The organism is Okeania sp. KiyG1 (assembly GCF_014132355.1).
In the GTDB taxonomy this organism is placed as follows: domain Bacteria; phylum Cyanobacteriota; class Cyanobacteriia; order Cyanobacteriales; family Microcoleaceae; genus Okeania.
Genome location: NZ_BLZO01000066.1, coordinates 39,718 through 53,042, shown reverse-complemented (window position 1 = coordinate 53,042; position 13,325 = coordinate 39,718). Strand labels below are relative to the sequence as shown.

At 39.0% G+C, this 13,325-nt stretch carries 9 protein-coding genes; 4 read left to right on the top strand and 5 right to left on the bottom strand.

Annotated features, from left to right (window positions below; genetic code table 11):
* Positions 1-128: 128 nt before the first annotated feature.
* The gene (locus tag SAGCYANO_RS13780; protein WP_307785883.1) at positions 129-644 is read right to left on the bottom strand and encodes a Uma2 family endonuclease; all 516 of its coding nucleotides are present in this window, start codon (positions 642-644) and stop codon (positions 129-131) included.
* 772 nt (positions 645-1,416) lie between these two features.
* Between SAGCYANO_RS13780 and SAGCYANO_RS13775 the strand changes: the two genes are divergently transcribed.
* Positions 1,417-2,841, top strand: coding sequence for an alkaline phosphatase (locus tag SAGCYANO_RS13775; RefSeq protein ID WP_202220595.1), 1,425 nt, complete (start codon positions 1,417-1,419; stop codon positions 2,839-2,841).
* Positions 2,842-3,215: 374 nt separating this feature from the next.
* On the opposite strand, the gene SAGCYANO_RS13770 is transcribed toward SAGCYANO_RS13775, so the two are convergent.
* Together SAGCYANO_RS13770 and SAGCYANO_RS13765 are read right to left on the bottom strand one after the other, a co-directional pair.
* Entirely contained in the window at positions 3,216-3,356 is a 141-nt protein-coding gene (locus SAGCYANO_RS13770) for a hypothetical protein (RefSeq protein ID WP_202220594.1), read from the bottom strand.
* A gap of 258 nt (positions 3,357-3,614) precedes the next feature.
* The gene (locus SAGCYANO_RS13765) at positions 3,615-3,869 is read right to left on the bottom strand and encodes a hypothetical protein (protein ID WP_202220593.1); all 255 of its coding nucleotides are present in this window, start codon (positions 3,867-3,869) and stop codon (positions 3,615-3,617) included.
* Between the two features lie 86 nt (positions 3,870-3,955).
* Here SAGCYANO_RS13765 and SAGCYANO_RS13760 point away from each other — a divergent pair, with 86 nt between their 5' ends.
* On the top strand, positions 3,956-5,182 hold the full coding sequence (locus tag SAGCYANO_RS13760) for a hypothetical protein (protein WP_202220592.1): 1,227 nt from the start codon (positions 3,956-3,958) through the stop codon (positions 5,180-5,182).
* A gap of 83 nt (positions 5,183-5,265) precedes the next feature.
* Here the strand turns inward: SAGCYANO_RS13760 and SAGCYANO_RS13755 are convergent, their stop codons facing one another.
* On the bottom strand, positions 5,266-5,475 hold the full coding sequence (locus SAGCYANO_RS13755) for a hypothetical protein (RefSeq protein ID WP_202220591.1): 210 nt from the start codon (positions 5,473-5,475) through the stop codon (positions 5,266-5,268).
* 48 nt (positions 5,476-5,523) lie between these two features.
* On the opposite strand from SAGCYANO_RS13755, the gene SAGCYANO_RS13750 reads away from it, so the two are divergent.
* Entirely contained in the window at positions 5,524-5,805 is a 282-nt protein-coding gene (locus tag SAGCYANO_RS13750) for a helix-turn-helix domain-containing protein (RefSeq protein ID WP_202220590.1), read from the top strand.
* 128 nt (positions 5,806-5,933) lie between these two features.
* A complete protein-coding gene (locus SAGCYANO_RS13745) occupies positions 5,934-6,500 on the top strand; it encodes a Uma2 family endonuclease (RefSeq protein WP_202220589.1) in 567 nt (188 codons plus the stop codon).
* Between the two features lie 286 nt (positions 6,501-6,786).
* Here SAGCYANO_RS13745 and SAGCYANO_RS13740 read toward each other — a convergent pair whose 3' ends face one another.
* Positions 6,787-12,492 carry an MG2 domain-containing protein gene (locus SAGCYANO_RS13740; protein ID WP_237396142.1) on the bottom strand — a complete coding sequence of 1,902 codons (5,706 nt, stop codon included), beginning with the start codon at positions 12,490-12,492 and terminating at the stop codon, positions 6,787-6,789.
* Between the last annotated feature and the right edge of the window lie 833 nt (positions 12,493-13,325).

Here is a 13,325-nt window from a genome sequence, read left to right as displayed (position 1 = left end):
TGATAAGCGTGTCCGTGGGTAAGTCCTGCATTATGTCATTTGTTTAGTAGCGGGAGCATCTTGCTCCCGTCCATGAAGGAGATGACGAATGCTATCTTAAAATTCCGGTGCCCAAACCTCAACCACAGCTAACTCCCACCCTGGTAACAATTCTGGTACTTGTAAAACATCCCCATCCCCAAGCACAACTTTCTCCGTATTGAGACGATATACTTCCATTGTGCGAGTGCGGGGTCTACTAATACTCCTACAGTCGTGCCATAAGTGAGAAACTGTTGAATTTTCTCTTGGAGTTTGGCTACAGAATCAGTTTTAGATTTGACTTCAAAAATTAGGTCAGGTACTATTTCGGCATAATTTTCTGTAGTCTGAGGTAGGCGATCGCTCCGAATAAAAGCAGCATCCGGAGCGCGAACATCTCCATCTGCATTTGGCAGACGAAAACCTGCACTGGAACCTGTCACCCTACCTAGTTTCCGAGGTCGTACCCAGTTGCGTAACTGTGCAGCTATTTCTATTGCGACTTCTTCTGACTCTAGACCTGACGGACTGATAATTATGATTTCTCCTCCTACTAATTCCATTTGATGGTCTGGGTGTTCTGTGGTTAATTTTTCTAAGTCTTTTGTTGTTAGATTTGGCATAATTATCACTTCCGAATTGAGACTAAAATATTTATTATGACACGCAATTTACGATTATATGCAGCATTTTTCATGGCTTTTATTCTCTTTTATTTTCAACTATTATATAAATTTTAAATCCTTTTTAGCATCTATATCAAACTTTAAACCAACTTCAGTTTCACTGGTTATTTTTATACTTTATTGGGAAATATCATTAATTTTAATACTCTCAATTATAGCCAAGCGACAAGATAAAGATGTTTCGCTGACTAAAAAAAACATTTGTTCCTATAGACAAGCTACTATTATTAATTCTTGCTATTACTGCTTTTTTTTGATCGAACCATCTTGTAATTTCACCAATTTCTTTAGCTTTACCTGTAGAAGTTTGCTTTTGAATTATCTGATAAATTACTAATTCTGCTAAGGCTTGACATAAAGCTTTAATAAAATAACCTAAATCTAGTAATTATTGAGTTCCTAGAATCTGAACAACAACTCCATGAGCTGCTTCATTTCTATAGAAAATTAATTGATTAAGTTCTCCTTCAGACCTCATATTTCGGCACACTCATGGTTGAATTTACACTCAGCTACACCGAAAAAGTATTTTTGAACAGTATAAATACTTAACTCAAGTTTTCTCGCTGTTAAATACTACATTTTGTCCTGCGGAATGTGGGTTAAATACAATTATATTTTAACAGATAGTTTTTTCATAGAGCATTGACTTAATCAAAGAATAACGATACTATACAATAGCTTAAAAAGCATACTATTTAGATAGACAATGAAAGTAAAACCTTTAACCACTGGTCCGATCCTGGGTGCAGTCACGGGCGACACTGCACGCATATTTGGTCGTGGCGAATATAAACTGTCTAGAAACAAAAAAAGTGTTCTCCCTTGTGTAGGAGTCGCCCGAATTCGTGCCCTAGACTCCTCAGACTATGACCCCCCCATCTTCTTCAAGATGTCTCCTGCTTTTGATACCTCCGGAGTAGCAGTATTCGAAGAACTATCCTCAGAAACAGAGTATGAATATCAAATTGGCTATTTTTTGCAAAAAAAAGAGGAAGTAGACCAAGCAAACATAAAGCTTGATTGGTCGAAAGCACATACCAAACAATTTCAGACTGCTTCCACAGATCCGAAAAAGAGTCGCTCATTTGTTTTTGGTTCTTGTCGTTATCTGCTAAAATTATTTGGTTCTTGGTTTGACGATCGCGGCGACAAAACTTTTGAATCTATTCTCAAACAAATAAACTCTGGTACAACTACTAATTCCTTGCTCATGGTAGGAGACCAAATTTATGCCGACGACCTCAATGCTATCGGTGCAGATCGCACAATTGAGGAGTTTTTTAGTCGCTATCAAGAGACCTTTACCCAACCCCATATTCGCGAACTGATGGCACAAGTTCCTACCTACATGACCCTTGACGACCACGAAATTGAGGATAATTGGCCGTCCAAAGCATCGTCGAAGGATTGGGTGACTCTATTCCCTGTAGCAATTCATGCTTACATTACCTATCAGATGAGTCACAGTCCGTTATTTGAGATTGTAGATGACAAAGCTGATGTTATTGGTTCGCCCTCAAAACTCTGGTACAAATTTACAGACGGATGCTGTGACTTTTTTGTAACCGATACCCGCACAGAGCGTGACGAAGCAGAATCCTCCGATCCAGCATTTGAAGAGCGAGAAATAATTAATGAAGATCAGTTTGAAGCTTTAAAAAAATGGCTAGCAGATGGGTCAGAGCGAGTAAAGTTTGTTGCCTCTGCAGTTCCATTTTTCCCAGACTTTAAAAAGACTGGGCTAGATAAATGGAGTGGATATTTGCACCAACGCACCGAACTTTTGGAATTTATCCGCACCAATAAAATTAAACGGGTAGTTTTTCTATCTGGTGACGTACATTGTTCTATGTCAGCGGAGTTACTTTGCGAAGAAGACCCAGATTTTAAAATTATTTCTCTGATATCATCGGCTTTTTTCTGGCCTTACCCTCATAAAAGTGGTAGTTTCCAGTTATCAGGAAAGCTGAAAACTACCTCATTAACATCTCATAGCTATACTCTAACAAATGCCGGACCTGCCCATTTCGATGACAATTTTTCGCGGGTGACTTGCGATTTGAATTCCTTGAAGTTTCAGGTTTTTCAAAGATTAGGGAAGTTATTAGGAGAAAAAGAACATAGTTTTTGACAATAAGCAATCAGCACTCAGCAATCAGCAGTAAATGTTTAGAAGGGGTTCTTTTAATAATTAATAATTAATAATTAATAATTAATAATTAATAATTACCTCTTCTTTTCAAGGAGAGGATTGACTCAAAGGAAAAAATTTTTCTTTTTTCCCCTTAAAAGGGGAGGGTTTAAACCACAATTTCTCGGTAACATTCTTTTTTCAAATTGCTGTTATTGATAAATTGAAATTACCTTAATCTGAGTAACTTGGTGCATAGGTTTACTTGGTTTTTCTGTTGTGATTAATTCATCAGCATTTACAGAAATAGCAGCAGCAACATGAAGAGCATCTATTGCATTTATACCAAAATCAGAAGCTAATTTTTGGGCAGATTATACAATCTTTTCTAGTTCGTTTGCCCAGATAGTACAACCTGCAAAAAATGTTTCATAAAAATTAACTTCAGCTAGTTGTTTATTATAAATATCTTTGGGTAATACTTCTAATATAAAATCCGATTGAACACTCGTCATTGCGAGCGGCAGCGTTTGCGGAGCATTCCGTCAGGAAAGCAATCTCCACGCACCCCTGAGATTGCTTCCTTCCACTCCGTTCCAGTCGCAATGACTTGGCTATAGTAATTATCCGGATTCTATATAATTTTACAAACGAGCTGGTGGCATATTCTCGTTGGGGTTCATCAAGAATTTCTCTTGCTTTTATTGCGACGGATGTTATGCCTCTAAATGCTGCAATAAGTACGCCAGAATCTATATAAGTTTTGGTGAAATTCACTGCTTTTTACCCCTACTTTCTGATATCTCTTCATCTATTTCATCCCAACTTAGTAACTTAGATTTCTCAGTCAGTGCTTGACAACGAATTTCCCATAATTTTTTACCAATATCTGTTTTAGGTTGATAAATATTTGCCTGATTAATGTCCTGGTTTTGTCGATAAAGTTGTTCGACTAAATCTAATACTTCTTGCTGTTTTTCTGATGGTAAAGTACGCCATTTATTGAGTAATATTTGTTCCCTATTCATTGTTTTTTATCATCTAATTTTTTCAAGGTAGTATAATAATATAGTATCCTAAAAATACTGCTATTTTGAAAAGGAGGTTGGATTGTATGGCAGACCCAATAACTCTTGCTGCAGTTAGCAAGTTGCTTTGTGATGTTGCCCGAAGTGCTGGTGAGGGATTAGCTACAGGCTTTGTTAATAGCTTAACTAATAATTCAAGTTCTATTGTCCAACAAACTAAGGAACAAGCTGAATGGATACAAGCACAGTCTGGATATCTCAAGCGACGAGAAGAAAGAGAGAAGCTTGCCCTGGGATTTCAATATCAAGAATTGCAACTCCAGCAACAAGATTTAGAGGATCGGCGCGAACTTGCTCGCCTGCAACGGGAGTTGATGCGCGAGTTGCACGCTAAGACAATTGAGGTAAAACTGACAGAAATTCAAACGATTTGGGATTTGGAGAATTGGTTCTCGAAGTTGAGTCGCCAGGAAACGGAGGATATTTTGCGTAAGGGGCAGCAACAATATCGGTTGTTGGTGCTGGCATCGCCACCGAAAATCAGCAGAAGTTGCCCAGAGTCTTTTCACGATGAACTGGAAACCGACATCCAGAATGATGTAAAGGAGTTTCTGCATCAATATTATCCTTTGAATCCACAGACAGGAAACTTCTCTCCTTGTCCGGTGAAGTTTTACGGGGATTATTTCAAAGAACCGATTTTCGATACTCAGGTGGAACAGTTATACAAGCTTTTAGCACCAGTGCCGACGGTGGTGCTTTATTCCCAAGTTAGGGATTACAAGGTGAATTTCCATGTTGGATATTGGGAATTGTGCGATGATAAAGTGTCGCTGCTGCCGATGCAGGCATGGAATTGGAAACAAGCGTGGCAAAAACTTAAGGAGGCGGGTGTTGATAACGATGAGAGCTTGCTGATTATTAGACAGATTATTGTCATGGTTCACAAGTTGTTGGCTGCTTTTACGGCAGATTTGTATTATCTTTATATTGATGCCACCGCGAGTTACGAACCGCGTTTATTTCAGTTGAAAGGGGAGTTTGACCAAGAATGGTTTCCCCAGGAGTTAGTGAGGGATTATATTGAGATGTTGAGGGAGGTGCAGCAACAGCAGCGAGAGGTTTACGAAGCAGAGTTGGAGAGGCTGACAAGGATTGAGAGGTTACGGGAAGTGCAGCAACGGCAGCGCCAGGAGGAAGAGGAGAGGAAGCGGAAGCGCCGAGAGGAGGAAGAGAAGAGGAAGCGGAAGCGCCGAGAGGAGGAAGAGGATTGGCCTATACAGATGGACCCCCAGTGGTGGAGTGGGGAATGAGTAGGTTTCCTTGGCAGTTTCTTGGACAGACTCAGGAAGCTTATTAAATGCCTTCCAAAATTTAGAGGTAGTTTGAGAGTTCATCAGAAGTTTAAAGGTTTAGTTTTACCTTTTTTAAACTCGGCGATCGCTTCCTCAGCAAGTTGGGCGAGTTGGTGTTGAGAATTAGCAAAATTTTCTGCCCATTTTTTCTCGTCTTCTATTTCTGCTAGGATGAGATAAGCTATAGCTTCTTGTTGCTTTTCTGGTAGTTGAGATAGTTTAGTTAGTGCTTGTTCTATAACGCTAGCCATAGTTTTTTTCTGGTGATTATTTCTTATTAGTTTAGCGGATCAGTAAAAATGAGACAAGAGCAAATTTTTGAAGAAAGTAGTGGTAATGTATTTGCCGATATTGCTTTAGACGATGCAAACGAACTTTTTACACGAGGAAAAATAGGTATTCAGGTAATACGTTTGTTGAAAAAACGTCATCTTAAACAGGATAAAATTAGTGAAATTCTAAATATTTCTCCATCAGAAGTATCTCATTTGATGAATGGAGAATTTCAAAGGTTTAGTGAAGGGAAACTACTTGATTTTCTCAAACGACTTGATATAGAAATTACTTTATACCGTGTTTGAGAAGAAACCCAAAGCTGAAAAATCTGCATAGTGTTATGCGCGGAGCTAGGAGCTGTGATTTAACGGTGAGAGTGTCAAGAACATTATACTGTATTAACTCTACTTAATTAATTAGGAGAATTATAAGGATGTCCAAGACTGCTATCCAAGAAAAAAGGCTCACACTGGATGAATTTTTGTCATCCCCTTTAGCTAGTGAAAAGTATGAATATTTCGATGGAGAATTAATTCAAAAAATGTCACCCAAACGTTCTCATTCCCGTGTAACACTTGCTTTATCCTCAATTCTTGAAGATTGGAATCAAGATAAAGGGGAAGTTGGTATCGAATGGTGTGTTCGCTTAAAACGAGATGACAAAGATTGGTGTCCGATTCCAGACTTACTCTATATATCTTATGATAAGTTAGGGGAGATTGAATTAGAAGATGATGCTTGCCCCATTCCCCCTGAATTAGTCATAGAAATTATATCACCTGCTCAATCTTTTAGTAACCTTAGTGAGAAAGCGGAAGCTTATCTAAAAGCAGGGGTATCCCTTGTTTGGTTAATTGATACAGAAGTTAAGAAAATCACCGTTTTTTATCCAGATTCTCCTCCACAAACGAAGCAAGGGGAAGATAGTTTAGGGGATGATTTATTACCTGAGTTAAGTTTAACTCCTCTGCAAATTTTCCAGAAAGCAAAGTTAATTTAGCTGTGAATGTAAGGGGAAAAGACATCCGTCTCCGGTGGGGGTAGGAGTCAGGAGTCAGGAGTCAGGAGTTAGGGGAATTATAGAGGAGGTAGGAGGAAGAATTGTCCCCTGATTTTTCTGTCCTTATCTGCTCAAAATGCTAACTTTTTGAGCTTTTTAGACCTAAAAGCTGGCACTTTTTTGGTTTTAAAAAGGCTGAAACCTTTATTTTTCAAAACTTTCTGATTTAATCAGCAAGCCCTAATTAGGGTATGCATTGCACACCCTAAAACCCTAAAGTCACATCCTACTTCACAACTAATGTAGCTGTTGCCGATCGCCCAAATTCTTCGGGCCCATATTGTAACCGCGCCTCTGCTCCAGGCCAAATAAATGTTCCGGGAGTCACTGACCTAACCAAATAATGTAAGCTATACACACCGGGGTTTAAACGGTCTGCATAAGCTTCGACTCGATCGCGATATATCTGTTGATATCCTATTTGCCAACTATCTGCTTTTGCCTTCACTGCAGAAGTGGCGGTTTGGAAACTGGTGTCAACTGCTTCTAAACCTGCTGGCAGTGGATCACGAATAATTACATGGTCTACGGGGCGGTCTGTAATAACCTCGATGCCAATATCAAAGACTTGCCCTGCACTGACATCTAATGGTAACGTCACTTCAGATAGATCCATGCGTTGCAAAATTTCCTCTTCATTTGCCAAACGAATTTCCCGTGCTACTCGCAAACCGTTATACTTTCCTGGTTGGTTTCCTGGGAGACGATAACTGTATTCGACTAAATAGTGCAATTTGCCTTCTCCAGATTTTTCCAAGACTAAATCTGATTCTCCTTTTGGCAACCCATCCATTGCTACATTCAAAGAGAGATTTGGATTTTCATAACCTTGAAAACGGGCAGCATCTAATTGTTGACCGGATAATTTTGCGGTGGCGACAAAATTCGGTGGTGCTGGTTGGGTATTGCTATAAGTAACTAATGCTGTCAATGCTTGGGCGTTATCATAGGTTGTGTGCCAGGTGCCATCGCGTCGGAGGTTGAGCAGACTTTGTAATAGTCGGTCTAATATTTCTGGTTTGGCATCGCGGGTAATAAATAGTTGCAATGCTTGTGCTTGAGCAGCGGTGGTTGAATTGAGCCATCCCCAGGTTTGCGGTATATTCAATGTGGCACTACGTCCGGTTTCATAGACGCTTTCCTGAATTTCGTTATACATTTCTGCTGACTGTTTGCGCCATTTGGGGAAGGTGGATATATAGCGCGCTAGTTTTATTTGGTCTACCTGAGATAATTTCTCCCGTTGTTGATAAATATCTGATAGGAAGCTATTGCGGGTGTCGCCTAATTCTGACAATGCCATTAAAAGGTCTAAGCGCACTTGATTTTTACAGAGTTGTTCGCTGCAATATTCATCTTTGCCTGGGTCTGCCAAAATGTCGTTTAAGTAATTCCGCAGACTACTTACCATTTCCTCATTTACTAAATCTGGAAATGCTTTTTTGGCTTGGGCGATCGCTTCTGCTGCATAGGGTGTTAGATAAGGATTGGATTTTTCCCATCCTGGATAATAACCAAAACCTCCGTCTGGCAGTTGCAACTTTTCTAATTTTTCTAATGCTTGTTTTGCCTGTTGTTCTGGGTTGAAGTCTACAAATGCTTGTTCGTATTTCTCACCCAATATTTGGAGGTTGGAGGCGATCGCTAATTGACTGGCGGTAGGCTCTAAAAATGGTAATTGGTCTTTTTTCAACACTGCTTTTGCGGGGGCTGTAATTTCTGGTATTAATGTACTTGCTATGGAAATTTCTAGACCTCCGACATCTGGCATTACATTCTCTGTAATATTCAGTGGAATTTGCACTTGAGAGTCAGTTGTTCCAGACTCTACAACACTTTCACTTGCTGCTAAGGACTGCACGGGTAATGAAATTTCAAACCCATCTGTGTTGCGGTTATTCAGGTCAGTGGTAAATTGCACTTTTGCCTCACCCGCTTGTTTTGCTTCCATCGGGAAACGGTAAGCGTTGGTGCCTGAGTCTGTCCTGGTTTGAAAAATTTGGGTAGTTTGGGAATTTTCGGCAAATAAAATATTCTGACTAACTTCCCCATCTATTTTCAGATTTCCTTTTTTGCCAGTATTATTCGTAACTGTTACGCCACCCTCAAATTTATCGCCGATACGAGCAAACTGAGGCAAAACTGGATTTAACATTAATGGTTGAGTCGTGACAAAAGTTGCTTCCCCGTTGCCAAAATGCAAATTCCCATCTGTGGCAACAGTCATCACGCGCCAAGTTGTCAGATCGTCTGGCATTTTAAATGTCACCGTTGCCTTACCTTTATTATCTGTAATTACAGAACCGTTGTAATAAGCTAAAGATTGAAAGTCTGTACGAATGCGGGTGCTAGATGCAGCAGATGATATGCCGCCGCCATAACCCCAACCTTTTCTCAGAGCGGATGACATGGCCTCCATTTGTACTTCGGGACGGTTATCGTTGAAGGTGGTTGATATTGGTTGTTCAGCGTAAACGGTCTCGACTAAGTCTGGGGGACGATGACCGCTTAGTTGCAAGACTGCTTCATTTACGACCATTACCGTAAACTGACCTTTAGTAGGTTGCCCTTGATTATTTTTAACTGCCAATTCCACAGTCTGCATAGCTCCCGGTTGTGTTTCAGGATCTTGGGGTGTGACTTCTACATTTAAGTATTTGTCTGCCAAATTAATTTTGAATGGAGTAAAACCAACTTTCATCAAATTTTCCACAGTTCCCGGTTCCACTTCTGCGAGTGGTTGACCTTGCCGCACTAATACTGCTTCTACCGCAGCATTGGGCAACATATCTTCTGTCACTTGAAACTGAATTTCTGGCGCACCACCTATAACTTTGACGATTTTTTCATACAGTGGTTTGTCGCGGACGACGGCAAAATATAATTCCCCTTCTGGATAGGGCGACTGAATTAAAGCGGTTGCTGTTTCTCCTGGTTTGTAGGTGTCTTTGTCGAGTTTAATTTCCAGACGGTCTTCGTTGCGACCTCCCCAATAAACGCGGTTTGTTCCAGTTGCCCAAATTTGAATATCGGTGCCAGTAATGTCATTTTCAGCATTGGCAAAATTAGCGCGGATGCGATAACTACCTGATTCTGGGGGGGTGAGGTTGACGGTTTTGGGTTTATTGTCGCTTTTGACTTTCTGGCTCGCAACAGTTTTATATTCGACTTGATATTTTGGGTTGCGACTACCTGCCACTACTTGAGTGACGCTGCTATATTCCATTTGTTGTAATTCCAGTTGAATATTTTCCCCAGAAAGTGGTTTTCCTTGAGAGTCGGTGACAATAACTTCTACCGGAAAATTTTTATTAGCATCGGCCACAAATTTACTTTTTAGACCTATTAATTTGTTACTTGGTAGAGCAGTAAATGTTTGAGTATCTGCCACAGAAAGATTAGATATATCTGTCACTTCCACATCTACTCGATAAGTCATTGGGTATGGCAAGTCTTTTCCGACAGTAAATATTTGATTATCCCCACCTTTATTATCTAACACCACATTTTTTTCCAATACATTATTAGGAATAGTCGGTGTTTCTTCCGGCCAAAACCATTGACGACCGAAAGAAAATTCTTGCCAATTTTCAGGAGTAAATTCTGTCTTTTGGCGAGTTACATAATATTTAGCCTTTGCTCCTTGTACTGGAGAACCAAACAAATAATTACTTTCAGCTTCCGCCACTATTTGTTCATTAATCAAAGCAACTTCTCTATTCAGTTTTAGGTCTACCTGAAAATTAGGTGGTTTAAATTCAGCAACGCGAAATTCTCCGTAAAATTCTATGCCATTTTCTCCCTTAGCCTCCACATTGTAAAAACCGAGTGGTTGATTATTATCTAGAGGAATTTCTAGAGAGAAAGTACCAAATTTATTAGTAGTCTGAGTACCTAAATTTGTCTTATTTCCATCTGGATTATTTATAGTTACTTGATAATCCATATTTTCCGCTTGTTTCAAGTTACCATTTTCCAAATAATAAGCAGCTCCAGTCAACCAAACTTTTTCCCCTGGTTGATAAAGTTCTCTATCAGAAAAAATAGTACCCCGCGACTCAGCCTTGCCACTATCCCAACCAGAATAAATCCCATAACCATAAGTACCACTATATTCTTTCGTTCTAGCAAAAGCCCAATCTTCCTTTTCTTTGGCAATTACTAATAATTCCGGTGCTTGGGAAAAACGCCGACCATTCATACATTTTTGTAAGTCCGTTTTATTGAGGGCAAGTAAACCATTTTTATCAGTTTTTCCCGTGGCACAAGCAGTAGCTTTAGGTTGAGATTTAGCATTTAATTGAGATTGATAAATCTCCACATCCGCCACAACTGGCGCACCATCATCCAAATGATTTACCCGAATAATTCCCGACTCTGGAAACCACTGAGCAAATACTCCCAAATTAGTCAGTTGTACCAATCCATAAAATTTTGGTTCTTGCCATTTTTGTTCACCATTTTCTTGATAAGAACTCGTCCGTGCTTTTACTCCATAAGCCAACATTCCTGTCTGACCGCCTAGTTGTTCTCTGAGAGGAACTGCTACTTCTTTAATCTGGTTTTTTTCTCCAGAAACAGCGTAATTTTTCCACTTTTCATTTGCTGGTAATAAATTTTTTCTATCTCTTCTGGGATAAGCCGATTCTGCGTAAACCAAATCTGTTGGTTTAACAACTTGATAAGCCGCTTTGTATTCCGACTCTGGCAAATTTACTGTAGAAATATTTAATTGTAAATCCTGACTAGAAGGAAATATATGTAATCCCGCAGGTACCGAAAGATTTCCGACTAAATCCCCTGTTTGATAATTTAAAACAACAGGCTTTTCTAATACTTGCCCGAATTTATCTTTGAGATTAGCGCCGATAGTAATTGTATAGTTTGTATCTGGTTCTAACGCCCAAGGATTGAAACTAACAATGTTATAGTCATCATAAGCTTGAATCAGATTTTTTGTCTCTTTTGGTTCCGGTTCAATCGTAATATTTTCTAATGCTGATTCAGGTACAACACCATGATTAAATTCCAACATAGGATTACCTTTAACAAATCTGCCGCCACCCTGGGAAAATTTCAGTTCAGAAAATTCAAAAGCAGAATAAGTTTCTACTTCACTGACAAAAGGTGTTTGACTAGGTAAATTACCTTTTACAGGTTCAATTCCTGAGTCAAATTCCAGACGATATTTAGTACCCTTTTCTAGAGTAGCTTGAGGAGTAATTAAATAATTCCACTGACGGAATGAAGAGTCAAATTCTTCTGTAAAAACTTCTTCTTCCTCTTCATTAGTTTCCAATGTTTCTAAACTAACCGTCAAAGGTAAAGTTTCTGTTTCTCCTGCTGGTAAAAATTTTAAATTTTCCTCAATTGAACTTACATCCAACTCCACATTTGAAGTAAAATTTAACGTCGGATTTATATCAATTGGTTGTGGTCTTCTATTTTGCTGCTTAGTAGTTGGTAAATTCGTTAATTTAACTGGTTCAGTATTGAAAGTCCAAGCCAAATCTTCATCTAATTGATTATTTTTCAGGTCGGATAAACCAGCCTTCAAAGTAACCTTTACTCGCGTAGACTTTGGCAAAGCCTCCGCAGGTTGAAAACCAACCATTTTCGGAGTCAAAAATCGAAATTCACCCGGTAATTCTGGGAAAATTTCAAACTTTTTAAGTTTCTCCTGTTGTTCTAGAGAATCTAAAGTTTCCAAAGGAATTAAAGCTTCTTTAAACCGAATCCGAATTTGACTTAAAAGTTCTGCTTCTCCCGTCGGACTAATTTGTTCTATCCACTCCGGTAGTGGAGGAGTAATTATTAGGTCTACCATAGGTAATTTTGCCTGTTTTGAACTTGTGTTAAAAAAACCACAAGCTGCAATGGCAAAAGCTAGGAATAATCCTAGTAAAAAATGTTTCCAATATTTAAGAATCATGTTTGTCTGATTTGAAGATAATTTTTACCTACAATTATTATACATCTCCGAAAAAGATATAGACTTTTTGTAACAGTAGGGAACAAGGAACAGGGAACAGGGAAGATGTTTTTAGGAAAAAAACACGGAAAATGATTTTGTGAGAACTTTTACAGCCCTAGTTTGATTTAATCAGCAAGCCATAGTTATGTTGAGTTTAGATAAAGTCACAGTCAAGCGATCGCTGATTTTCAGGAGATGGATGTTTGATTTAACTATTGTCCAATAGTTATTTTTATTTATATACAGTCACAGGAAAGCGAACGCTGAGTTTCGGCAGATTGATGTTTGATTTAACTATTGTCCAATAGTTATGTTGAATTTAGATATCAGAGGAAAGCGATCGCTGAGTTTCAGGAGATGGATGTTTGATTTAACTATTGTCCAATAGTTATTTTTATTTATATATAGTCAACAGAAGCGATAGAACATCCGTTCCGCGAGAGCGATCGCTGAGTTTCAGGAGATGGATGTTTGATTTAACTATTGTCCAATAGTTATTTTTATTTATATATAGTCAACAGAAGCGATAGAACATCCGTTCCGCGAGAGCGATCGCTCAGTCTCAGCAGATGGATATTTGATTTAACTATTGTCCAATAGTTATTTTTATTTATATACAGTCACACTCAAGTGATAGAACATCCGTTCCGCGAGAGCGATCGCTCAGTCTCAGCAGATGGATATTTGATTTAACTATTGTCCAATAGTTATTTTTATTTATATACAGTCACACTCAAGTGATAGAACATCCGTTCCGCGAGAGCGATCGCTGAGTTTCAGCAGATTAATGT

Excerpts from the sequence above, each read along its gene's own strand:
- SAGCYANO_RS13780 (WP_307785883.1), bottom strand. The coding sequence starts at position 644 with ATGCCAAATCTAACAACAAAAGACTTAGAAAAATTAACCACAGAACAC.
- SAGCYANO_RS13775 (WP_202220595.1), top strand. The coding sequence starts at position 1,417 with ATGAAAGTAAAACCTTTAACCACTGGTCCGATCCTGGGTGCAGTCACG.
- SAGCYANO_RS13770 (WP_202220594.1), bottom strand. The coding sequence starts at position 3,356 with ATGACGAGTGTTCAATCGGATTTTATATTAGAAGTATTACCCAAAGAT.
- SAGCYANO_RS13765 (WP_202220593.1), bottom strand. The coding sequence starts at position 3,869 with ATGAATAGGGAACAAATATTACTCAATAAATGGCGTACTTTACCATCA.
- SAGCYANO_RS13760 (WP_202220592.1), top strand. The coding sequence starts at position 3,956 with ATGGCAGACCCAATAACTCTTGCTGCAGTTAGCAAGTTGCTTTGTGAT.
- SAGCYANO_RS13755 (WP_202220591.1), bottom strand. The coding sequence starts at position 5,475 with ATGGCTAGCGTTATAGAACAAGCACTAACTAAACTATCTCAACTACCA.
- SAGCYANO_RS13750 (WP_202220590.1), top strand. The coding sequence starts at position 5,524 with ATGAGACAAGAGCAAATTTTTGAAGAAAGTAGTGGTAATGTATTTGCC.
- SAGCYANO_RS13745 (WP_202220589.1), top strand. The coding sequence starts at position 5,934 with ATGTCCAAGACTGCTATCCAAGAAAAAAGGCTCACACTGGATGAATTT.
- SAGCYANO_RS13740 (WP_237396142.1), bottom strand. The coding sequence starts at position 12,492 with ATGATTCTTAAATATTGGAAACATTTTTTACTAGGATTATTCCTAGCT.